The organism is Myxococcus xanthus, assembly GCF_006402735.1.
GTDB classification, from domain to species: Bacteria; Myxococcota; Myxococcia; order Myxococcales; family Myxococcaceae; genus Myxococcus; species Myxococcus xanthus_A.
Map to the genome: position 1 here is coordinate 5321439 of NZ_CP017174.1, position 22631 is coordinate 5344069.

The following is a 22631-nucleotide window of genomic DNA, read 5'->3' on the forward strand; positions in this document are numbered from 1 at the left end:
AGTGCCCGTTATCGCTCCAGATTCTCGGGAGAGGACGGGTGCATGGCGCGGTTGAACTCTCGGAGCGCCTATGTACATAAGGGCCCCGCTACCCCCACGTGCCTCGCCCACGAGCGGCGACGCGACAAGGAGCATCTTCCGTCATGGCCAGCGAAGAGAATTTCATGCGTGCCCCGGCCCCTACGCCCAAGCGCACCGTCTACACCGAGGCGATGGAGATCTTCCATCGTGCCGCGGACCTCATCGCGCTGGACAAGCGCGTCCGCCTCGAGTTGGAGGAGCCGGACTACGAGCACATCTTCTATGTCACGGCGAAGCTGAAGGACCGCCTCGTCCCGCTCTCCGAGGAGAAGGCGCGCACGTTCTCCAACCTTCCCGAGACGCAGGTCCGGAACAAGGAGGGCCTGGAGCTGCTGGCCAACGGCAACATCATCCTCAACGGCCGCGCCCTGCTGGGCTCGGACGTGGACATCCGCCAGGGCCACCTGCGCCTGCCCGACGGCAAGGTGTACCAGTTGGTCCCCGGTGAGTCGCAGCGCTTCAAGGCCTACCGCGTGCAGCACAACCAGGCGCGCGGCCCCTACAAGGGCGGCCTGCGCTACCACCGCGAAGTGTCCCTGGACCTCTTCAAGGCCCTGGCCGCGGAGATGACCTGGAAGACGGCCATCGCCGAGGTTCCGTTCGGCGGCGGCAAGGGCGGCATCCAGATTGACCCGCGCGAGTACGGCCGCGAGGAGATCGAGGCCATCACCCTGCGCTTCATGTACCGGCTCAAGAGCATGATTGGCCCGGACATCGACATCCCGGCGCCGGACGTGGGCACCAACCCCGGCATCATGGCCCTGCTCTACCGCCAGTACTCGGACGGTGAGCGCGAGCGCCACAACCTGCGCGGCATCGTCACCGGCAAGGACGTGCGCATCGGTGGCTCCGAGGGCCGCAACAAGGCCACCGGCCAGGGCGTCGCCTTCTGCATCGAGGACTACTACGCCGACCGCGGCGAGTCCGTGAAGGGCAAGACGTTCATCCTCCAGGGCTTCGGCAACGTGGGCAGCCACGCCGCCAACATCCTGTCGCAGATGGGCGCCCGCCTGCTCGCGGTGAACGACGCCGACGGCACCATCTTCAATGGTGACGGCATCGACGTGGCCGCGCTCTCCGCCTACGTGCAGGACTCGAAGAACCTCAAGCGCAGCGTGCTCGGCTTCCCGGGCGCCCAGCGCATCGAGAAGAAGGACCTTTGGGACGTCCAGGCGGACATCCTGGTCCCCGCGGCCCTGGGCGGCGAAATCACCGCCGAGGTGGCCGAGCGCCTGCGCGTCAAGCTGGTGGCCGAGGGCGCCAACGGCCCCACCACCCCGGAGGCCGACCGCATCCTGGAGAAGCGCGGCATCGAGCTCATCCCGGACATCATCGCCAACGCCGGCGGCGTGACGGTGAGCTACTACGAGTGGATCCAGAACAAGCGCATGGAGCGCTGGAGCGAGGCCGAGGTCGACCAGCGGCTCGAGCGCGCCATGAAGCGCAACTACCGCATCATCCGCGACATCTCGCGCAACCAGCCGCGCAAGACGGAGATGCACGACAGCCGCCAGTACTGCATCGGTGAGACGGTGGACACCCGCTGCGCCGCCATGATTCTGGCGCTCAAGCGCATCGAGGCCCACTACCTCCTCGAGGGCTTCTCGCAGTAGTCGAAGCCACGGGCACCCGCCCACCGCTGGAAACACGAAGGGCACGGTCCTCCATCTGGAAGGCCGTGCCCTTTCGTTTGTTCCGGGCCCCGGGCGAACGTCAGTGCATCACCCGCTCGCGGTCCACCAGCAGGAGGGGCGCGTCGTCCTGCGTCTCATAGGCCACGATGCGCAGCCCCACGCCGCGGCTGCTGCCCTCGCGCCCGTCCTTGCGCCCGAAGGCCAGGGCCACCTGGTAGCGGACCTCGCACAGGCACGTCATCTCCGTCCCGTCCTCGCCAGCGAACGTCACCTTCAGCTTCTCGCCCAGGCCCACCTGGTCCCGCACCTCCACGAACATGCCCCGCGTGCTGATGTTGCGGCCCACACCCCGAAGCATCCCATCCTGGGTGGTGAGGTAGACGGTGAAGACCTTGTCGAAACGGAGGTGGGAACGGCGCTCGTGAGGACGCTCAAACATGGGGGTAGCTCCCGGAACAGGTGGTGACAGGCGCAACCTACACGGTAGCTACATGTAGGCAACTTCTTTACCTACATCCACCCCTACACACCCATGTAACGAGTGCCGGACGCTTTCCGAAATGGCACGATTCCAGGCTGAACCCCTGTTCCCCGGAGACCCCGCCCGTGAATCGCATCCTCCTCGCCGCCGCCCTCTTCCTCGTGCCCGCGCTTGCCCTGGCGGACGCGGACCCTCGCTTCGCCAAGCTGCGTGACGAAGCCGAGCCGCTGGGCGGGCTGGGGACCTTCCTGGATAAGTTCGTGGGCGCGTGCGACGGCCCCTTCGTGGACTCGCAGTGCAAGGCCAACGCGGAGGCGTTCCGGAAGAAGTACCAGGGCAAGCGGCTGTACATGATCGTCACCGAGGACGACGCCACCATGCTCACCCCGGGGCCCTATTCGCTGGGCACGGGCGAGTACAGCATCAACATCACCCCGTTCTTCCCCGGCGGCAGCTCGGCGCTCACCCACGGTGCGCCCAAGAAGACGGACGGCAACGGCAACCCCATCCTCCCCTACCTCACCGTCACCGGTGACATGCCGGCGGGGTGGAACCTGCAGATGTTCAACCGCCTCTTCTCCGCGCGCTCGGTGCGGGCACAGATTGTCTTCACCCCGCAGAGCGTGTGGACCCTGCCCAAGAAGGGCGGCGGGAAGAGCCACGGCGTGACGGCGCGCATCGAGGCCATCTTCATCACCGAGGCCCGCAGCGGCCAGACGATGGGCCTGTGGCTCAACGGCAAGGACGCCAAGAAGCGCTAGCCGGGCGTCACCTCACCGGGCGATGGCGATGTACTGGAGCGCCTCGCCCCGCTTCACCCGCAGGAGGATGCTGGCCCCGGCGCTCCCCTTCCCCAGCGCCGCGCGCACCCCGGCCACGTCCTTCACCCGGCGGCGGTTCACTTCCGTCACCACGTCTCCCGCCCGCAGGCCGGCCGAGTCCGCCGGGCTGCGCGGCGTGACGCCCGACACCAGCACCCCGGACCAGGCCGTCTCCCCCAGGGGCGCGGCCACCTCCGGCGTGAGGTCGCGGATCACCAGCCCCATCTCCTCCTCGCTGGTCGTCCGCTGGATGAGCCCCTCGGTGGCCTCCTGCGCGGGGCGCGCCACCAGCCGCACCGTCACTTCCTGCGTCTCGGTGCCACGCGTCAGCGACAGGCGCGCCTCGGTGCCCGGCGCCAGCAGCGCCACCTTGCGCAAGAGCTGCAGGTAGGAGCCGATGGGCCGCCCGTTCACCGCCACCAGCCGGTCTCCGGGGCGGATGCCCACGGCCGCGGCGGGGCTGCCCTTGTAGACGTCCTTCACCAGCGGGGCCCGGCGGTCACCGCCACCATTGCTCCCGTCGTCGTTGATGACGACGCCCAGCCACCCACGCTCCAGCTTGCCGTTCTCCCGAAGGTTGGGCAGCAGCTCCTTCACCAGGTTGCTGGGGACCGCGAAACCAATGCCCTGCCCCTGACTGATGATGGCGGTATTCACCCCCACCACCTCCCCCTTCATGTTGAAGAGCGGCCCACCGGAGTTGCCGGGGTTGATGAGCGCGTCCGTCTGGATGAAGTCGTCGAACTGGCCCACGCCCAGTACGCGCTCCTTGGCGGAGATCATCCCGTGGGACACGGAGTGGTCCAGGCCAAAGGGGTTGCCAATGGCCACCACCCAGTCGCCCACCGCCATCCGGTCCGAGTCCCCCAGGTAGACGGCGGGCAGCTTGCCCAGGTCCACGCCGCTGAGCCGCAGCAGCGCCACGTCCGTGGAGGCGTCACGGCCCACCACGGAGGCGGCGAACTCGCGGCCATCCGCCAGGCGCACGGCGATCTGCTGCGCGCTGGCCACCACGTGGTTGTTGGTGACGACGAGCCCGTCGGGCGTCAGCACGAAGCCGGAGCCAGTGGACTTCTTCATCCCCTCCAGGCCACCAGCCCGGGGCCCCACGGTGGTGATGTTGACGACGCCCGCCTCCACCGCGCGGATCAGCGGCGCCAGCGAGGACGGGGGCACGAAGTGGGGGATGCCCGGGTCTCCCTCGGCGCGCTCAAGCCACAAGCCCAGGCTGCCCGTCTGCCCCTCGACACCCGCGGCCTGCGCGGCGAACCACGCGGCATGCTCCCGGGCCCGCGCGGGAAGCCACGCGTCGAGTGGACCCTCGGCGGCCGCCGCAACCGGGACGAGCGCCAGCACCAAACACAGGGAGAAGAATCGGGAGAGCACGGAGAGGCAGCTTACACGGCGGACCATGGTCGAGCGGGCTCAACAACCTGGCCCGGCGCCCCCTTCCCGTGACGGGGGCGCCCTGGACGGCGGCGTCAGGCCTGGACGGGGGCGACGTACTTCGCCACCTTCACCCGGGCCGGACGGATGATGCGGTCCTTCAGCCGGTAGCCCGCACGCAGCTCGGCGACGATGCGCTGGTCATCGTCCGGAGTGGCGGTGATCTCCATGTCCACCGCCTCGGCCGTGTTCGGGTCGAAGGTCTGCCCGACGACATGAAGGCGCTCGATGCCCGTGGACTGCGCCTTGCGCAGGAGCCCGTCACGAATCATCCGGACGCCCTCGGCCAGCGGCGTGGCGTCCTGGGCGCTGACGGACAGGCAACGGTCCAGCTCGTCGATGGCCTCCAGCAGCGTGACGGCCACGTTGCCGCGCTCCACGTCCAGCATGCGCTCACGCTCCCGCGTCACGCGCTGCTTGAACTCCTCGCGGTCCTTCTCCGCGGCCTGCACCGCGCGGACGGCGGTGTCGAACTTCTTGCGGAGCGTCTCCAGCTCCGCCACCAGCCGCTCCCGCTCCGCGTCCTGCCCGGGAGCCGCATGCTCCTCCCGAGCCTGCTGCTGGGAGGAAGACTCCTCGGCGGCGGAAACAGGCCCCTCGCCGTTGGCGGAGGGGGGCTGCTGGGGGGATTCGGGGGCTGCGTCGGTGCGGGTGTTGCCGGCCATGTCGAACCTGAGGCGATGGTGGGTGCGCAGTCTCGCGCGAGAGGTAGGGAGCCACTGCTGCCCGGAACCTAACCGCGAGAAGGCCCCTGTCAACGCGGGAGCGAGCTAGTGCTCCTGCGGCGCGGCGGGAGACTCGGCCATGAAGCCGTGGTCCACCTGCCCTGTCACCTCGTCGATGATTTCCACCTGGGCGGCCCGCAGCGAGTAGTAGAGGAGCCACCGCTCCGCCGCCGTCAGGGATCCCGCCGGCAGGGCCTCCTCAATCTCCTGAACCGTGAGCCGTCCCTCCTTGAGCCCCTTCGCGAAGAGGGCCTTGCGGGCGATGTAGCTCTTACCGATCCTGTTCTCCACGGCGACGCCTCCTTTCCTCTGAAGATAATTTCGCCCACCGCTCGCCGCAGGGCGTCGTGGTGGCGGTGGGCTTCGGGACGGCAGGAGGGCAGGCGCCCAGCCAGTCGAAGTCTCAGGAGTCGAGCGCGTCCGAGTGCTGCGTGGGCGGCGTCTGGTCGTCACTGCCCCCGACGTCCACCGGGTGCGCGGAGATGACCTGACGCGCCTCCGGGTGCAGCAGGCCGCGCTGCGCCAACACCTTGGGCCCCAGAATCGTCACCATGGTCTCCTCCTCCACCACCTCCACGGCCAGGAGCCGGGCCGCCAACGCCTGGGCCCTGTCCTTGTGAGTGGTCAGCACCTGACGGGCCCTGTCGAGCGCTTCACTGACGAGCTTGCGCACCTCCTCGTCAATCATCCGCGCCGTCTGCTCGGAGTAGCTGCGCGTCTCCGGCACGCCCGCCGAGCGGAGGAAGCCCGGGCCATGTTCCGCGCTCAGGGCCACCGGCCCCAGCGTGCTCATGCCGTAGTCCCGCACCATCATCCGGGCCATTTCCGTGGCCTGGCGGATGTCGTTGGACGCGCCGGTGGAGATTTCCCCGATGAAGATCTCCTCCGCGGCCCGGCCGCCCATCATCCCCGCCATCTTGTCGCGCAGCTCGTCCAGCGACATGAGATAGCGGTCCTCCAGCGGCAGCGACATCGTGTAGCCCAGCGCCGCCAGACCGCGTGGGATGATGGACACCTTCGTCACCCGCTCCGCGTGAGGCAGCATCCACCCCACCACCGCGTGGCCCGCCTCGTGGTGCGCGACAATCTCCTTTTCACGCTCGTTCATCCGGCGGTTCTTCTTCTCCAGGCCGGCGACGACACGCTCGATGGCTTCCTCGAAGTCCGCCCGCATCACCGCGTCGCGGTTGCGGCGCGCGGCCAGGAGCGCGGCCTCGTTCACCACGTTGGCCAGGTCCGCGCCCGCGAAGCCCGGGGTGCGCGAGGCAATGGCATTGAGGTCCACGTCCGGTCCCAACTTCACGCCCTTGGCGTGAATCTCCAGCACGCGCTCGCGGCCCCGCTTGTCCGGCCGGTCCACCAGCACCTGCCGGTCGAAGCGGCCCGGACGCATCAGCGCGCTGTCCAGGATCTCCGGACGGTTGGTGGCAGCCAGGATGATGAGACCCGCGCGGCTGTCGAAGCCGTCCATCTCCGCGAGCAGCTGGTTGAGCGTCTGCTCACGCTCGTCATGTCCACCGGCCACGCCCGAGTTGCGGCTCTTGCCAATGGCATCCAGCTCGTCGATGAAGATGATGCACGGCGCCTTCGCCGTGGCCTGGGCGAACAAGTCGCGGACTCGCGCGGCGCCCACGCCGACGAACATCTCCACGAACTCGGACCCCGACAGGCTGAAGAAGGGAACGCCCGCTTCACCGGCCACGGCCCGTGCCAGCAGCGTCTTGCCCGTACCCGGAGGGCCCACCAGCAGCACACCCTTGGGGATGCGCCCGCCCAGGCGGCGGAACTTCTCGGGCGTCTTGAGGAACTCGACGATTTCGCGCAGCTCGTCGACCGCCTCATCCACGCCGGCCACGTCATTGAAGCCCACGCCGGTGTCGGCCTCTGCCTGCACCTTGGCGCGCGTCTTCCCGAAGCTCATGACGCTCTGTGGGCCCTGCCCCATGCCGCCGGCCACCCGGCGCATCATGAAGCTCCAGAAGAGGAAGAAGAGGCCCAAGGGCAGCAGCCATATCCACAGCGCCTCGCCCAGCCCTGACTGCGGCACGGCCTCGAACTGGATGCCCTTCTGCTCCAGCAGCGGCACCAGCCCCTCGTCACCGGCGACGCGGTAGGCCATCCACGGCAGGGCGCTCGGCTCGCCGCGCAGCGTGCGCTCCCCGTCTGCCGGGGGAGGCGGCTGCGCCGTGTCCTTGAGGAAGCCCTTTACCCACTCGTTCGAAATCTGGACCCGGCTGAAGTTCCCGGCTTCCACCCCGTCGCGGAACTGGCTGTAGCTCACGCGCCGGACGCCCGCGTCCTGGAAGACGTTGCGGAACAGCAGGAAGCCCAGGACGAGCAACAGGATGTAGCCCAACGGTGAGCCGAACTTGAACCCCTTCCCCGTTGGCGTTGGCTTGTCTGTCTTCTTTCCGCGTGGGCCCATCCCAGGCGGCAAATCCTGTGGCTTCATCGTCGGCACGCTCGACCCTCCCCCTCCCCCGCACACGCGGACACCGCGACCGCGAGGCGTCTTCCCTAGCGGGCCAAAGATGTTCACCGTTGCCATACCGTCAACCCGCCAGGCGGGCTTCACGGCATGTGTGGGCCCTTGCGGCGAATCAGCGACACCCGATCAACCACAAGGGTTGGCCAGTGAACTCCGTGCCCAACAAATAGCCGTTGCCGTCTTGCAGGAAGGTGATGGCTTCTGCCTGGGCCTGGCTCCCGCTCGGAACCTCGACGAGCTGTCCTTGCAACAGGTCCTCCAGCCGCGCGGCGTCGGGGCGGCGCAGCTCGTACGCGCGCGAGTAGGTGCGCAGCAACAGCCGCTCACCGGACGGATGCAGGGAGGCCGAGGTGGTGGCCCGGTCCATCCCAAGTGGCGCCGTCAGCGTCCCCAGTTTCCGGGCCTGGATGGAGGTGTCCGCGCTCAGACCATCCAGCGCGAAGACATCTCCCAGGGAGTCCAGCGTCTTGGTGATGACAGCCAACCGGCCGGAGCGTGCATCGATGATGACCGACTCCGCGTCGCGGGGCCCGTCCGGGTACATGAAGGGCAGCACCTCCACCGGCACCGTGGCGTCTTCGAGCGCCTCCGGTTCTGGCAGCCGGTAGAGCCGCACCTGCTCCCGGCGCGCGAAGTTGTCGCCGATGTCCGCCAGGTAGACGCAGCTGCGCGACGTACCCGGGGCGCAGGGACCCACCGTGACGTCCTCGATGTCGCGCGGAGTGGCACCGGTGAGCACCAACCGGGCGAGGATGGCGCCCTTCGCGTCCATCGCGAACAGCTCGAAGCCGTTGCCGGAGTCGTTGTGCGCCCAGAAGGCGCCCGGGTGGCGCTGGCTGGCGGCCAGGCCGGAGAGCTCGGGCAGCACGTCGGGCACGGTGCCGGACTGCTGAGGCTCGCCGTAGAGCGTGCACCCCGGCACGCCCTGGGCCGGGACCTGGTTCGTCGCCTCGGGTGGAGGCGGCGCGGGCGGCGGCTTGGAGCGGGAGCACGCGCCCAGCACTCCGGCCAGCAACGCCAGGAGGAGACGGCGCGGCACGTCAGCTGTCCAGGTCGAGCAGCTTCGCCAGCGTCTTGGCATCCGCGTCCGGGAAGCGGTACGCGGACATCTCCTCCAGCGTCACCCAGCGGTGGTCATGCACGCGCAGGTGTTGAATCTTCTCCGTCGGCCGCGAGAGCCGGCAGTGGAAGACGCGGAAGTCGATATCGTAGTTGGGGTACTCGTGGTGGGTGTGCATGGCCTGACCCAGCACGTCCACCTCCACGCCCAACTCTTCCTGGATTTCCCGGGCAAGGGCCTCGGCGTCCTCTTCGCCCTCCTCCACGCGCCCGCCGGGGAACTCCCACAGCAGGGGCAGCGACGCGGTGGGGGGGCGCTGGGTGATGAGGTAGCGCCCCTGCTCGTTCTGGAGCATTGCACCGACGACACGGACCTGACGGCGGGCCATTCGCTTCTCCTCTTTCTGGCGGGACACCGGGGGGAGGGGCGAACTAACACAGCCCTCGCCCGGCGCCAATGCCGCAACCCCAGTCGCCCAGCCTGCGCACGTCCGTGCAGCCCGGCCACCCTCCCCCTGGGCCGCACAGTCGCCGCGGACGCCCGGGGGGCTTGCCCCGGCCGCCCGCCCCCCGGGCAGTGTTCGGGTCCGTGCGCCAGCGCACCGGCATGTGGTGAATTGGATGACGGGAACGCGAGAAGGCGTCATGCTCGCCCCATGACGACGAGTCGTAGGGAAAGGGCCGAGGTGCTCGGAGCGGCACTGAAAGCCGCCCGCCAGCAGGCGGGGCTCGGCATGGAGGAGGTCGCCGAGCAACTGGAAATCCCCGTGGAAGTGCTCGCTCGGGTGGAACGAGGGGTCATGGTGCCGACCATTCCCACCCTGACGCGCCTGTGTGTGATTCTGAAGCTGGACCCGGATGTGCTGCCCGAGCTGCCGGAGATGAGTGACTGACGTCCGGGCGTGGCCGTCCAAGCTCCCGGTCCCGAGCTCCCACGCCCATGCGCTGCCCCACCTGCCATCGCCGCGTGGCCGAGCGCTGTCCTCGCCACGGCCCGGTCGAAGCGCGTGCCCCAGGCTCCTTGCCAGAGCCTCCGGATGTGGCGGGCCATGTCCTGGGAGCGCCCTTGGGGCGCGGTGGGTTTGGACGGGTGTTCGCCGCGCGACGTGAGGTGGATGGGCAGGACGTCGCGCTGAAGGTGTTGGAGCCGCTCGCAGGCGAACGGCTGGGGCGGGAGTTGGAGGCCCTGCGCCGCATCGGTCCCCCCGCCGTGCCGCGGCTGCTGGGCGAGGCCACGACCCGCGCCGGTGAGCGGGTGGTCATCATGGAGCGCATCGAGGGCCCGACGCTGGCTCGACGGTTGGCGAAGCTGCCGGGCGCCGGGGCCCTGCCCTGGGTCGATGCGGCCCCGCTGATGCGAGCCCTGGCGGAGGCCCTGGCCCAGGTCCATGCGGCGGGCGTGGTGCACCGGGACCTGAAGCCGGAAAACGTCGTGCTGTCCGAAGGGCGGCTCGTGCTGCTGGACTTCGGGCTCGCGCGGCTGACGGCCCAGGATGATGGGGAGGGGCTCTCGCCAGGGCTCACTCGCACGGGTCAGCGGCTGGGGACCCATGAGTACATGTCACCCGAGCAGTGCCGGGACGCGCGGTACATCGACGCGCGCGCGGACCTGTATGGGCTTGGGGTCATGTTCTTTGAGTTGCTGTGTGGTCGGCCTCCCTTTGTCGGAGAGGCGGCAGCGGTGCTCCAGGCGCATGTCTCGCGGCGGCCTCCGGCGATACGGACGCTCGCGCCCTGGCCGGTACCCGCGGCGGTGGAGACGTTGGTGCAGCGGCTGCTGGCCAAGGCTCCCGAGGACCGGGGGGACAGTGCGCGGTCGCTGGCGGAGGAGTTGCGCGAGCTGCAGGGCGCTGGCGATGCGCTGGTCACACATGCGGTGTCCGGTGCCTTGGCGGAGAACCCGCGCCGCGCCACGGAGGCGTCCCGGACGGACGCAGGCCCTTCAACCGCCCCCACCCCAGACACCAGCCGAGCCACGCACGAGGTGGCGGTGCTCGGTGTGAAGTCCTCACTGGACGCACCGGCCTTGCAGGCCTGCCTCGCCGGAAGCGGCGTCATCCTCGCGCGCGTGGAGCCGGGCCTTTGCCTCTTCGCGTTCCCCCACGAAGTGGCAGTGGAAGCTGGGCTGCGCGCCGCGCTCCGGGCCGCAGAGGTGCTGAAAGCCGCCCTCCCCCCAAACGCAACGCTCGCGCTTCATTGCGCACCGCTGCGCATTCGTGAGCGTGCAGGTCGATTGACGGTGGGTGGCGCGGCGGTGGAGCGGCCCGAGCGGTGGTGGCCATCGTTCGAATCCGCCTCCACCACTGAGACCGTCGCACTGACGGCCAGCGCCCGAGCCCACCTGGGCGACCTGCCCTACAGCACGCCGCATGGGGCCGCGCTGATATCTCCTGACGTCCTCCTGGGCCGGGACACGGAGCGGCAGTGGCTGCGCGAAGCCCTGTCGCGCGTGCAGGCACACGGCGCGCCCGTGCTGCGCACCCTGCTGGCGGAAGAGGGCCTGGGCAAGACACGCCTGCTCACGACGTGGCGGAGCGAGCTGGAGGGCACGCCCGGCGTCTCCGTGCGCTTCGTCGAGGCGCTCCCGGATGAAGGCAGCGCGAGCGAAAGCGGTCTGCGAAGTCTCATCAACACCGTCCTCGGCCTGCCATCTCAGACTCCCTCGGATGAAGCGCTGCGCCGGCTGCTCGCGGACGCGCGTCCCCCGTTGGATGTCGCCACCGTGCACCCGGCGGCGCGCAGGCAACTGGTGGCGAGGGCCATCGCAGCGCACCTGTGGCGGCTCGCGGCCGCTCAGCCCCTGGTGCTGCTGGTCGATGACGCGCACACGCTGGACCCCACGGCCCTGGATGCACTGGAACTAGCGACGCTCTCTGGAGAGGGTGCCCCACTGTGCGTGGTGCTCGCCGGCCGGCACCGGCTGTTAGGCCTACGCCCCTACCTGGGGGAACGCGCACGAGACGCCGAACAGCGAGAGCTTTCTCCCCTTCCGGAACACGATGCGCGCGAGCTGCTTCGCCAGTGGCTGCGCCCCGTAGACCTGATTGCCGAAGGCGTGTTGCGAGAGCTGGTGGAGCGCTGCGGCGGCTCGCCATTGCGCATGATGGAGACGGTGCGTGCCCTCCGAGGCGCGGGCGCCATCCGCACCCGTCCGGATGGGGGTGGCTACCTCGCCGCGGACGCGCTGAACGGGCTGGCTCCGGACCGCCCGGGCGCGGATGAACGGCTCGCCGAGCGCAGCCTCGCGGCCCTGCCCCCTGGCCTGCGCGCCCTGCTCCAGGTCGCGGCGCTCCTGGGAGACGACGTGCGGCTGGAGGAACTCACCGCCACGCTCGCCCACCTGGAGGCAGACCCGTCCCTGGACCTGTCGCTGGACCCGGGCGTCGCGCTGGAGCGGCTGGCACGCGCGGGCATGGTGGAACCCCGAGGGCCGCGACGCTGGCGCTTCGAACACACCACCCTGCGCGAAGCCTTCACCGCACTGCTCCCTCCGCCCCTGAAGCGGCGCATCTGCACGGCCGCATTGCGCGCCCTGCCCGCTACGCCCACCGCCCGAAGGGCGCGTCTGGCCGAGGCCGCCGGAGATTCCCTCCAAGCCACGTCCCTCCACTGGAACCTGGCCGAATCCGCTCGCCACGCGCACCGGCTCCTGGAGGCGGAACGGCACTACTCGGCCGCCCTGTCGCTGGTGCCGCGCACCGAAGAGGCCGTCCGGCTGGAGCTGCTGTCGGGACGAGGACGCGTGCGCTACCGCCTCCAGCGCATCGACGATGCCGTGGAAGACCTGCGCGCCGCCCGCCTGCTGGCCGAGGCCCACCGCGATGTGGTGCGCGAGGCGGACTTGCTGCTGGAAGAAGCCACCGCCCTCGACTGGCAGGACGACGCGATGGGCTCCACCGCGCTGCTGGAGCAGGCCCTGCACTGCCTGAAGGAAGCGGTCCCTCCGGAGCTGGCCGCGCGCCATGCCCTGGCCCAGGCGCGCGTCTTCGTGCGGCAGGAGGACATCACTGGGGCCGTGCCCGCCCTGGAGCGAGCCGTGGAGGCCGCGCGGTCCGGAGAGGACTCGGAGACGGAGGCCATCGCCCTGGCCATGCTGGGCGCGATGCTGGCGTGGACCGACCGACTGGACGAAGCCTCGCGCCGCTTCGACGAAGCCATCGCCCTGTGCGAGGCGACCGGCGACACCCTGCACCTGGGCGTGGCCCTCAACAACCGGATGGTGCTGCATGTCCAGCGCCGGGACGCGGCGGGCGCTCACGCGGACCTGGAGCGCGCGGTGACCCTGGGACGCGAGCTGGGCAACGTGCAGATTGAACGGACCTCCGCCTTCAACCTGGCGCTGCTGCTCGGCTACCAGGGCCGGGCCGTGGAGGCATTGCCCCTGGCGCGGCGGGCCGGAGTGCTCAGCCAGCGCTTCTTCCCCCGGTCCATGGCCCAGGATGCCCTGCTGGTGGCGCGCCTGTGCTGCGAGCTCGGAGACATGTCCGAAGTCGCACGTCAGCTCGCCTGGCTCGAGGAGCCGGACACGCGGCAGCGTCTGTCACCTTCGGACGCGCTGATGCTGTCCGTGGTCCGGCGCGTCGTGAACGAGGCTCGCGACGCCCTTCCCTACGGCGCCGATGCCTGGGCCCACCTGGTGGATGAGTCACGCCAGTTGGCCACGCCTGATGAGCGGCTGGAGATTCTCGTCTGGGCGGCACGCGCGGCTCGCAAGGCCGGAGACACGGTGACGCTGCGGGCGCGGGTCGCGGAGGTCGAGGAGACCGCACGCGAAGCGCCGCTGTGGACGGACCGCGTCCGCGCGCTGGCGGCCCCGGCCGAAAGCCCCTAGCGGGACGGCCACGCCCAGTGCCGGGGCCAAGAACCGTGTTAGCACGGGGTGTCGCCGCAAAGGCACGGAGGGACGTCCCATGGCCGGTGGGCCCCCACGCGAACACGCCATATCGTTATATGGAGACGAACTGGAACCCGGAGCGCTGGTGGGCGACTGGGTCATCGAGTCACGCGTCCACGCGGGTGTGACCGCGTGGCTCTATCGCGCGTCGCACCTGTCCACCCGGGCTCCCGCCGCGGTGAAGGTGGTCCGTGCCGAGTTCAACCACGTCACCAACGTGCTCCGCCGCTTCCAGCAGGAAGCGGACACGCTCCGGGTGCTGCGCCATCCCCACATCGTGGAGGTGCTCGAGCATGGCGACCTTCGCGACGGACGCCCCTGGCTGGCCATGGAATGGCTGGAGGGCGAAAGCGTGGACCAGTGGCTCACGCGCCGAGGCCCCTTCTCCCTCGCGGAGACGCTGACGGTGATGGAGGAACTGGGCGCCGCGCTGCACTTCGCCCATGGCCGCGGCATCCTGCACCGGGACCTCAAGGCCCAGAACGTGATGGTCATCCCCCGGGCGGAGGGCTTCACGGTGAAGCTGGTGGACTTCGGCATCGCCCGCGTGGAGCCACCTGAAGGACTCTCCGGCCTGACGTCCGGCGGCGCCGTGCTCGGCACTCCCGTGTCCATGGCCCCCGAGCAGATTCGCGGGCAGGCCATGGACGCACGCACCGACCTGTACGCGATGGGCGTGCTTCTCTACCAACTCCTCACCGGGAGCCTGCCTTTCGAGGGCACCAGCGTGGTGGAGGTCGAGGAGCAGCACCTCCATGCGCCGCCGCCGCACCTGGATGAACGGGGGCACGCACCGCCAGCACTGGACGCCGTGGTCCAGCGGTGTCTCGCGAAGGCCCCTGGGGACCGCTGGCCGGACGTGCCCGCCTTCCTCGATGCCTTGCGCGCGGCGCTGGCGCCCGCCCCGGATGAGACGTGGGCCGTGGCTGTCTATGTGGACCTCCGCTTCCCGGTGGCCCTGGACGAGCACACCGACGCGGACCTGGATGCCAGGGACGCCGCGCTGGACGCGACGCTCACCGAACTGGAGACCCGTGGATGGGCGCTCGCCATGGAGAGTGGAAACGCCGTGCTCGCGTGGCGGTTGCTGCCTCCCGCGGCCGAGGCCCGTGTCCCCACACTGGTGGAAGCGCGCCATGTGGCGGACGCGCTGTTGCGGCAAGCGTGTGAGGCCGCGGGTGACAGCGTGGAAGTCCGCGTCTATGCACACGCAGCCTTGTGTGAGCTGAACACGGACGCCCAGGGCCTTCCGAGGTTGGCGGGCGGTGAGTTGCTCCGCCTGGAGTCCTGGGCTTCGGGAGGTACCGCGGGCGAAATCCTACTGTCGGATGCACTCGCCAGCCGCTGAGCGAGCTACGTCCGCAGCCGGTGCCGGCGCAGCAGGCGGTACAGGTACACGCGGTCCATGTCCGCGGCGGTGGCGGCCTGCGACACCTTGCCTCCGTGGAGCTTGAGGAGCGCATCCAGATACTCGCGCTCGAAGACCTCCAGCGCGCGGCGACGGGCCTCCGCGTAGGGCTGCTTCGGGTCCACCAGGCTGCGCAGCACCGCTTGCGCGCTCACCTCGTCGGCGTCAGGCGGCATGGCGTCCTGGAAGACGAGGCAACGCTCCAGGTGGTTGCGCAGCTCGCGCACGTTCCCCGGCCACGCGGCGTGCTGGAGCTGCGCGATGAACTCCGGAGTGCTCAGCGCCGCGAGCTGCTCGGAGCCGGCCCCGAAGGCCGTGAGGATTCGCTCCGCGATGAGGGGGATGTCCTCGGGCCGCTCCCGCAGCGCGGGGATGATGATGCGCACCACCGCGAGGCGGAAGAACAGGTCGGAGCGGAAGCGCGCCGCGTTCACCTCGGCGCGCAGGTCCCGGTGCGTCGCGGCGATGACGCGCACGTTGACGGGCTGGTACCCGTTGGCGCCCAGGCGGCGAATCTCCTTGTTCTCCAGGACGCGCAACAGCTTCGGCTGCAGCTCCGCGGGCAGCTCGCCAATCTCGTCCAGGAAGATGGTGCCGCCGTCCGCCTCCTCGAAGGCACCAATGCGGCGCTGGATGGCGCCGGTGAAGGAGCCCTTCTCGTGACCGAACAGCTCGCTCTCCAGCAGGTTGCCGGGAATGGCGCCGCAGTCCACGGTGAGGAAAGGCCCTGAGGCCCGGGCGCTGGCCTGGTGGATTGCGAAAGCCGCGCGGCTCTTGCCCGTGCCCGTCTCCCCCTCCAGCAACACCGTCGCGTCGCTCGCGGCGGCTCGCTCCATGAGGGCGAAACTGGCGCGCGTCACGGGCGACGAGCCCACCAGCTCACCGAACGTCGTGCGGTCGGAGATGAGCAGCCGGTTCGTCTCCGGGCTGAAGTCGAACCGGACGCTCACCCGGCCCAGGCGCAGGATGCTGCCGCCACGAAGGTACGCGTCGCGCACGTGGACGCCGTCGAGCACGGTGCCGTTTCGGCTGTCCAAATCCCGCAGGCGGGCACCCTCGTGGTCGACCTTCACCTCGCAGTGGAAGCGCGAGACGGTGGGCTCCTCGATGACGAAGTCGTTGAGCCCATGCGAACCGATGGAGAACGTGTCCGCGTTGCTGTCCTTGGACTGCCCAGGCTGCGGACCTTCGAGGACGGTGAATCGGAAGCGGCGAACAGCGCCCGAGCTCCCGGGCCTTCCTGTACCTGTGGGCCGCGTCTGCTGGACGGAATCAGGCCCTTCGGCTGGACGGCCCGCCCCCTGGGGTCGCTCGGTGTGACTCATAAGGGATGGACGCTATCACCGTGGACGTCACGCCAGCGGGCCCCGTGGCCACTTGACCTACCGGAGGCCCCATTCGACGACGAAGTCCGGCATGTCCTCCGCGCGGGACAGCCGGGCAAACGACTCCGGGCGTTCGTCCCCCGTCCACAGACCGACGAGGTCGCCCAACAGCCAGTGGGACAGTGAGCGCGCCACCCGCTGCACCCCGTCTCGCGGCACACCCGACAGCGAGCGCTGCGATTCCATCATCGCGCGCACCGTTCGCGACGGAACCACCCAGCACTCGGCCCGAGGAAACGGAGGCGCCAGGAACAGGCAGAACGCGGCATCGGTCCGCAGCAACTGCGCGTCCAGGTGCTCCCGGCCCAGCCGGAAGGCGGGCAGCCACTGACCTTCTCCGCGCTGTTCGAGCTTCACCACCTGCACGGACACCACGCGCCGCGTGCGCAGGAAGTCGCCCACCGCCACGTCGAGGACGAAAGCCACCTCCACCCCAGGTCGCGCGACGGCCAAAGGCGGAGGTACGGCGGCCGGAGCCGCCTCGCCGTCCACCGGCACGGGCACGGGCTCGGGCTCCGGTTCACGGCGCCGGACCGTCATCGACAGCTCCCACGGCGAGGGCTGCCCCTGGGACATCAGCGCGGCGACGTCCGCCTTCACCCGCGCCAGCTCGGCGCGCAGCGCTTCGAGCAGGTCCGCCGCCAGCGTCTCGGTGTCCTCGCGGAAGCGCTCCGGATAGCGAGAAGAGAACTCCGCCTCCACTCGACCGAAAGCGCCCAGCAACAGCTCCTCCAGGTCCCGGTCACGCAGCCACGTCCGGCCGCCGAGCGGCACCGCGCGCGTCACATGCAGGTGCCGCAACGCCTCCGTCAACGTCGCGGGGCCCGAAGCCTGTGAAGGCTCCACGGGGGCGCCCGGCTTCCCCTTCGCCGACGAGCCCTGGAACCAGGACTGGAGCGTCCGGACGCGGAGGCGAACGCGTGACGACGGGTGCTCCTTCAGCCGCTTCACCTGTCTCCGGTCGGTCGCGGTGCGCACCAGCGCCAGCACCGTGAGCTCCGCCTCGGACGAAGCGGCATCCGGCGCGCACCAGAGGAAGAACTCGATGGCCGCCTTGCGCAGCACGGGCTTGCGCCCCACGCGGTCGGCGACTTCCTGACGCCACGCCGCCAGCTCGTCCAGACCGGGCCGCACGGCACCGGGCATGAAGCGAGGCCACAGCTCGGCACATTCTTCCGCCAGCCAGTGGAGCTGGTCGAATCCCGGCGCCCCCGGCTTGAGCTTCGACAGCGCGCGCTTGCGGCGGTCGAAAGCATCTGGCGCGCCCTTGCGCACAGCGGCACGGAACAACCGCTCCTCCAGCCACAGCAGCGTGAGCACCAGACCCGGCTCGCCCTTGCGCAGCGTGGCCTGGCAGTGGTCGAGAACGAAGCGCACGGGGCCCAGGTCCGCCGAGGCCTCGAAGTCGCCGTGCACCAAAGCGCCCAGCGCCCCGCGCAGGCCGTCCACCGGCGGCGCATCGAAGCGCGCCAGCAGCTCGCACAGGTTCTCCACCACTTCGGGAGGACCGCCGACCTCCAGCGTGCGCGACAGCAGCAGCCCCGCCCGAGCGCACCAGTCCGGCTCCTTGCGTCCACCGGGGTAGCACGCCAGGAAGCCACTCATGCCGCTGCGGCCCTCCGGCGACGTCGCCAGCGAGAAGAGCCGCTCGGCCAGGACCTCCGAAGCTTCCCGCCACGGCAGCCGCGCGGCCCGTGTCCGGATGAACTCCGCCAACCGGTCGCGCCCGTCCGCCGCCGTCGCCGGCATCAGCGCGCGCAGTTGCTCCAGCAGCGCGACGGACTTCGCGCCGGTGCCCAACACCTGACGCAGGTCCACCTCCACTGCGCCGTGGAAGCGCAGGGCCCGGCCGTCGAAGGTGCACGGCGCGTCGCCGACGAGGGACTGGAGCGCGTCCGGGTGCCGCTTCAGGATGCGCGTCAGCACCGTGGTGACGGTGGCCTCCGTCTCACGCCGCACCCGCGCGGCCGTGTCCGCATCCCCCACCTCCAACAACGCAGCCAGCATCGTCTCCTGCCGCGCCATCAAGCGCGGCAGCAGGCCTCGAGGCGGCGCGGCGTAGGGCCACAGCAACTCACTGCACGAAGAGAGCAGGAACAACAGCTCGCCGAGGGTCCGCTCGCCCTCGTCCAGTCGGCTCCAGGCCGCCGCTTGCGCCAGGGTGCGCTCATCCAGCGAAGCGCCTCGCACCCAGGCCGCGAAGGACTCGCGCCACTGGGCCGACGCGGTCATGGCATCCGCCGCGGGCGTCCCCGTCACCGTCTCATAGAGGGACCGGAGCGACTCCGGCCAGCCGGTTTCATTGACGGGCTGCATGCTCTCTCACGCACCTCATGCCACCGCGCCAGCGGGCAGGGCCCGCGCTTCTCCGGCCGGGGTGATGCTGATGACCACCGACTTCGACGTGGGCGTGCGGCTCTTCTCCGCGAAGCTGTTCACGGGGACGAGGACGTTGGCCTCGGGGAAGTAGGTGGCCGCGCACCTGCGCGGGATGTTGTACGGCACCACGCGGAAGCCACGCGCCAGCCGCGTCTCGCCTTCGAAGTGGCTCCGCAGGTCGACAAGCTGGTCCGCGGCCAGCCCCTGCGCCTTCATGTCGGCGGGATGCAGCAACACCACCCGGCGGCCATTGCGGATGCCCCGGTAGCGGTCGTCCAGCCCGTACACCGTGGTGTTGAACTGGTCATGCGTGCGAATCGTCATCATCAGGAGCTGACCCGGCTCCAGGGCAATTGGCTGCAGCGCATGCACCGTGAAGTGCGCCCTGCCACTCTTCGTGGTGAAGCGTCCCTCGCGCGGACCGTTCGGCAGCGCGAAGCCGCCCGGCTCCCGCACGCGGCGGTTGAAGTCGTCGAAGCCGGGGATGACGCGCGAAATCTGCTCACGGATGCGGTCGTAGTCCTCCACCAGCGTCTGCCAGGGCACGCGAGAGCGCTCCCCCAGCACCGCCGTCGCCAGCCGGGCGACGATGACGGGTTCGCTGAGCAGGTGCTCCGACGCGGGCGCCACCGAGCCCCGCGAAGACGACACCACGCCCATGGAGTTCTCCACGGTGACGAACTGGGCCCCACCGGCCTGAACATCGCGCTCGGTGCGGCCCAGGCACGGCAGGATGAGCGCCCGCCGTCCGTGGACCAGGTGCGAGCGGTTGAGCTTGGTGGACACGTGGACGGTGAGGCGCGTGCGGCGCAGGGCCTCGGCGGTGAACTCCGTGTCCGGCGTGGCGGAGAGGAAGTTGCCACCGAGCGCGAAGAACACCTTCACCTGGCCGTCGTGCGTGGCGAGCAGCGTGTCCACCACGTCCATGCCGTGGTGCCGCGGCGGCTCGAACCCGAACTCCCGGGACAGCGCCGTCAACAGGGCCTCGGGCGGCTTCTCCCAGATGCCCATGGTGCGGTCGCCCTGCACGTTGCTGTGACCGCGCACCGGGCACAGGCCCGCGCCCGGCTTGCCGATACCGCCGCGCAGCAGCGTCAGGTTGACGATCTCCTGAATGCACGCCACGCCGTTGCGGTGCTGCGTCAGCCCCATGGCCCAGCAGAAGATGGTGCGCTCGGAGCGCGCGAGGATTTCCGCCGCCGCGAGCACCTGCGCGCGCGGCACCCCACTCCCCTCCTCGACGTCCTCCCACTTGACCGCGCGCATGTGGGCCGCGTAGGCCTCGAAGCCCAGCGTCTTGTCGTCGATGAAGCCCTTGGCCACCACCGAGCCGGGGTTCGCGTCCTCCATCTCGAACAGCGCCTTGGCGATGCCCTGGAGCAGCGCGGCGTCGCCGTTGATGCGGACCTGAACGAACAGGGAGTTGAGCGCCGTCCCGGGCCCGATGAGGTGCAGCACGTCCTGCGGGTGCTTGAAGCGGTTGAGCCCCGTCTCCGGCAGCGGGTTGATGCTGACAATCTGGCAGCCCCGGCGTGCGGCGGCCTCGAGCGACGACAACATGCGCGGATGGTTCGTCCCCGGGTTCTGCCCGATGACGAAGATGGCATCCGCCTTGTCGAAGTCCTCCAGCGTGACGGTGCCCTTGCCGATGCCCACCGTCTCGTTGAGCGCCGAGCCGCTCGACTCGTGGCACATGTTCGAACAATCCGGCAGGTTGTTGGTGCCGAACTGCCGCACGAAGAGCTGGTAGAGGAACGCCGCCTCGTTGCTGGTGCGGCCAGACGTGTAGAAGCTCGCGGCGTCTGGCGTGTCGAGCGCGTTCAGCTCCTCGGCCACCAGCGCGAAGGCTTCGTCCCAGGACAGGGGCTCGTAGTGCGTGGCGCCTTCGCGGAGCACCATCGGGTGCGTCAGCCGGCCCTGCTTGCCCAGCCAATGGTCCGTCTGGAGGGAGAGGTCCGCCACGCTCCATTGACGGAAGAACTCCGGCGTCGCCCGCGCGGCCATGGCCTCTTCCGCCACCGCCTTGGCGCCGTTCTCACAGAACTCCGCCATGGAGCGGTGCCCCGGGTCGGGCCACGCACAGCCGGGGCAGTCGAAGCCCTCCTTCTGATTCACCTTGAGCAGCAGCTTCGTCCCGCGCACCACGTCCATCTCACCGTAGACGTGCCGCATGGCGGAGATGACGGCGGGGATGCCGCCCGCCACCGTCGCGACGGGCCCCACGGAAGGGCCATGGGCCTCCTCGGGAGGCTGGGCGCAGGGCGTTGCCTTCGCGAGCGCGGACGACGCTTGCGCGCCAGGCCCCTGTGCGTTCCGGCTCCCGTCGTCCATGGCACTCCCTCCAGGCATCGCGCGGCCGGCTGGCTGGCTGGTCGCGGCAGGGGACTCTACCGCGCTCTGGCCGCGCGGGAACGCTCATGGAACGACTGGCGCCTCCCCCGGCATACGGCGGCCACTCCAGGGCCCCCATGCCCGGCCGAGCCCCTGGCGGGGCCTGCCTGCATTGCCAGCAGCGCTCGCGGTCCAGAACGTCAGGAGACAGGCCCTGGGCGAACGCTTAACGAGAGGAGGCCATCCAGATGAACGGCAGGCGCGATGACGACCGGCGATGGGGAGACAGGGAGCGGGAGCAGCGGCCCTCGAGGGGCTGGGAGGACGAACACACCCATCCGAGGGACACCTGGGCCCGCGCCCCGGCCAGGGATGATGAGCACGGCTACGAGCGCGGGTCCGAACGCAGGGGCGACTTCGAGCGGGACGACGCCGGCGCCGAGCGACGACGGGGCGATCCGCACCGGGGCCACCACCGCCGAGGCGGTTGGGCCTCCGAGGATGATGCGTTTCCACGCTCCTTCGACAGCGAGCGGCACTTCCGGGACGCGGCGAGGGACCGGGACACACGCGACTACCAACAAGACGTGGACTTCGGACGCGCCGCGCGCGCCCTGGACCAGGGCCGGGAGTATGGCCGCGACTTCGACCTGGACCGGGAGCTGGACCGCCGCGCCCGGAACTTCGACCCGGAGCGCATCGCCAGACGGCCCGGCTACAGCCCGAGCGGCACGTTCCGCGAAGTCGAGGAAGACTGGCGCCTGGAGCCTCCCTACCTCGGCGTCCTGGAGGACGTGGGGACGGAGGTAGGACGCCGGGGCGGACACGAGAGGCCAGAGCGCCGGGGGCACGGCGGAAGGCACCATGGCCACCGAGGCGCCGACGACGCCCACGAGCGCCGACGACGGGAAGCGGGCGGCATGGACCGGGGCCGGCCCTGGCGCGCCGCCGGACGCATGGCCGAAACGGATGTCCGCTACGGGGGCACACAGCCCGCGGGCCACGGCCCTGGTGTGGAGAACATGGCGCCACCGTGGGATGGGTACGCCACCAGTCCGTCACGGCCGGACGACCACGATCTGGGGCAAGGTGGCTTCTCGGGTGGGCGCTACCGGCCCGAAGGCCCTGTGAGGGCGCCACCCCGGGGACGCGCGCCGCGAGGCTACCGGCGCTCCAGCGAGCGAATCCTGTCGGACCTCTGCGACCGGCTGATGCAAAGCTGGGTGGACGCCGAGGACGTGGACATCCGCGTGCGGGACGGCGTGGTGCTGCTGGCCGGCGTGGTGCGCAGCCAGGATGAACGACACGCGACGGAAGCGCTCGCCCGGGACGTGCTGGGGGTGAAGGAGGTCATCAACGACATTCGCATCGACCGCGAGGACGGCGTCGTGGACCGGCCCGCGTCACGCAGCCCCGTCCAGACTCCGGGTATGGACGCCTCCGACGACGACACGCTGCATTCGTGACGCGGCAGACGCGACGCGGCGCGACGCGGACAT

16 protein-coding genes are annotated in these 22631 nt (G+C 70.2%); 6 read left to right on the plus strand and 10 right to left on the minus strand.

Annotated features, from left to right (window positions below):
- Nucleotides 1-143 precede the first annotated feature (143 nt).
- Nucleotides 144-1694, plus strand: a complete 1551-nt coding sequence (locus tag BHS09_RS21810; protein WP_140792865.1) for a Glu/Leu/Phe/Val family dehydrogenase — start codon at nt 144-146, stop codon at nt 1692-1694.
- Nucleotides 1695-1794: 100 nt separating this feature from the next.
- Here BHS09_RS21810 and BHS09_RS21815 read toward each other — a convergent pair whose 3' ends face one another.
- Nucleotides 1795-2154, minus strand: a complete 360-nt coding sequence (locus tag BHS09_RS21815; RefSeq protein WP_002638616.1) for a PilZ domain-containing protein — start codon at nt 2152-2154, stop codon at nt 1795-1797.
- Nucleotides 2155-2321: 167 nt separating this feature from the next.
- Between BHS09_RS21815 and BHS09_RS21820 the strand changes: the two genes are divergently transcribed.
- On the plus strand, nt 2322-2957 hold the full coding sequence (locus tag BHS09_RS21820) for a DUF6066 family protein (RefSeq protein WP_140792867.1): 636 nt from the start codon (nt 2322-2324) through the stop codon (nt 2955-2957).
- A 12-nt stretch (nt 2958-2969) separates the two neighbouring features.
- On the opposite strand, the gene BHS09_RS21825 is transcribed toward BHS09_RS21820, so the two are convergent.
- The 6 genes from BHS09_RS21825 to BHS09_RS21850 form a co-directional block, all read right to left on the minus strand.
- A complete protein-coding gene (locus BHS09_RS21825) occupies nt 2970-4430 on the minus strand; it encodes a trypsin-like peptidase domain-containing protein (RefSeq protein WP_174259319.1) in 1461 nt (486 codons plus the stop codon).
- A 68-nt stretch (nt 4431-4498) separates the two neighbouring features.
- Nucleotides 4499-5128 carry a nucleotide exchange factor GrpE gene (locus BHS09_RS21830; RefSeq protein WP_140792869.1) on the minus strand — a complete coding sequence of 210 codons (630 nt, stop codon included), beginning with the start codon at nt 5126-5128 and terminating at the stop codon, nt 4499-4501.
- Between the two features lie 105 nt (nt 5129-5233).
- Complete coding sequence (locus tag BHS09_RS21835; RefSeq protein WP_140792871.1) at nt 5234-5479, minus strand: RNA polymerase sigma factor region1.1 domain-containing protein; 246 nt, start codon at nt 5477-5479, stop codon at nt 5234-5236.
- A gap of 112 nt (nt 5480-5591) precedes the next feature.
- Nucleotides 5592-7613 carry an ATP-dependent zinc metalloprotease FtsH gene (gene ftsH / locus BHS09_RS21840; RefSeq protein WP_140792873.1) on the minus strand — a complete coding sequence of 674 codons (2022 nt, stop codon included), beginning with the start codon at nt 7611-7613 and terminating at the stop codon, nt 5592-5594.
- A gap of 175 nt (nt 7614-7788) precedes the next feature.
- Complete coding sequence (locus BHS09_RS21845; protein ID WP_140792875.1) at nt 7789-8715, minus strand: SdiA-regulated/phytase-like domain-containing protein; 927 nt, start codon at nt 8713-8715, stop codon at nt 7789-7791.
- 1 nt (nt 8716) lies between these two features.
- On the minus strand, nt 8717-9124 hold the full coding sequence (locus tag BHS09_RS21850) for a (deoxy)nucleoside triphosphate pyrophosphohydrolase (protein ID WP_140792877.1): 408 nt from the start codon (nt 9122-9124) through the stop codon (nt 8717-8719).
- 267 nt (nt 9125-9391) lie between these two features.
- Here BHS09_RS21850 and BHS09_RS21855 point away from each other — a divergent pair, with 267 nt between their 5' ends.
- From BHS09_RS21855 to BHS09_RS21865, 3 genes are all read left to right on the plus strand, one after another.
- Nucleotides 9392-9628, plus strand: coding sequence for a helix-turn-helix domain-containing protein (locus BHS09_RS21855; protein ID WP_013940940.1), 237 nt, complete (start codon nt 9392-9394; stop codon nt 9626-9628).
- A gap of 47 nt (nt 9629-9675) precedes the next feature.
- Nucleotides 9676-13566, plus strand: coding sequence for a serine/threonine-protein kinase (locus BHS09_RS21860; protein ID WP_140798834.1), 3891 nt, complete (start codon nt 9676-9678; stop codon nt 13564-13566).
- A gap of 148 nt (nt 13567-13714) precedes the next feature.
- Complete coding sequence (locus tag BHS09_RS21865; protein ID WP_237077326.1) at nt 13715-14977, plus strand: serine/threonine-protein kinase; 1263 nt, start codon at nt 13715-13717, stop codon at nt 14975-14977.
- Nucleotides 14978-14982: 5 nt separating this feature from the next.
- Here BHS09_RS21865 and BHS09_RS21870 read toward each other — a convergent pair whose 3' ends face one another.
- Genes BHS09_RS21870 through BHS09_RS21880 form a run of 3 tightly spaced genes read right to left on the minus strand, consistent with a single transcriptional unit; the run spans nt 14983 to nt 21132 of the window.
- A complete protein-coding gene (locus BHS09_RS21870; RefSeq protein ID WP_140792883.1) occupies nt 14983-16362 on the minus strand; it encodes a sigma 54-interacting transcriptional regulator in 1380 nt (459 codons plus the stop codon).
- A gap of 57 nt (nt 16363-16419) precedes the next feature.
- Complete coding sequence (locus BHS09_RS21875; protein WP_140792885.1) at nt 16420-18738, minus strand: hypothetical protein; 2319 nt, start codon at nt 18736-18738, stop codon at nt 16420-16422.
- 15 nt (nt 18739-18753) lie between these two features.
- On the minus strand, nt 18754-21132 hold the full coding sequence (locus BHS09_RS21880) for an FdhF/YdeP family oxidoreductase (RefSeq protein WP_140792887.1): 2379 nt from the start codon (nt 21130-21132) through the stop codon (nt 18754-18756).
- Nucleotides 21133-21380: 248 nt separating this feature from the next.
- Here BHS09_RS21880 and BHS09_RS21885 point away from each other — a divergent pair, with 248 nt between their 5' ends.
- Nucleotides 21381-22598, plus strand: coding sequence for a BON domain-containing protein (locus BHS09_RS21885; RefSeq protein WP_140798835.1), 1218 nt, complete (start codon nt 21381-21383; stop codon nt 22596-22598).
- Nucleotides 22599-22631 lie beyond the last annotated feature (33 nt).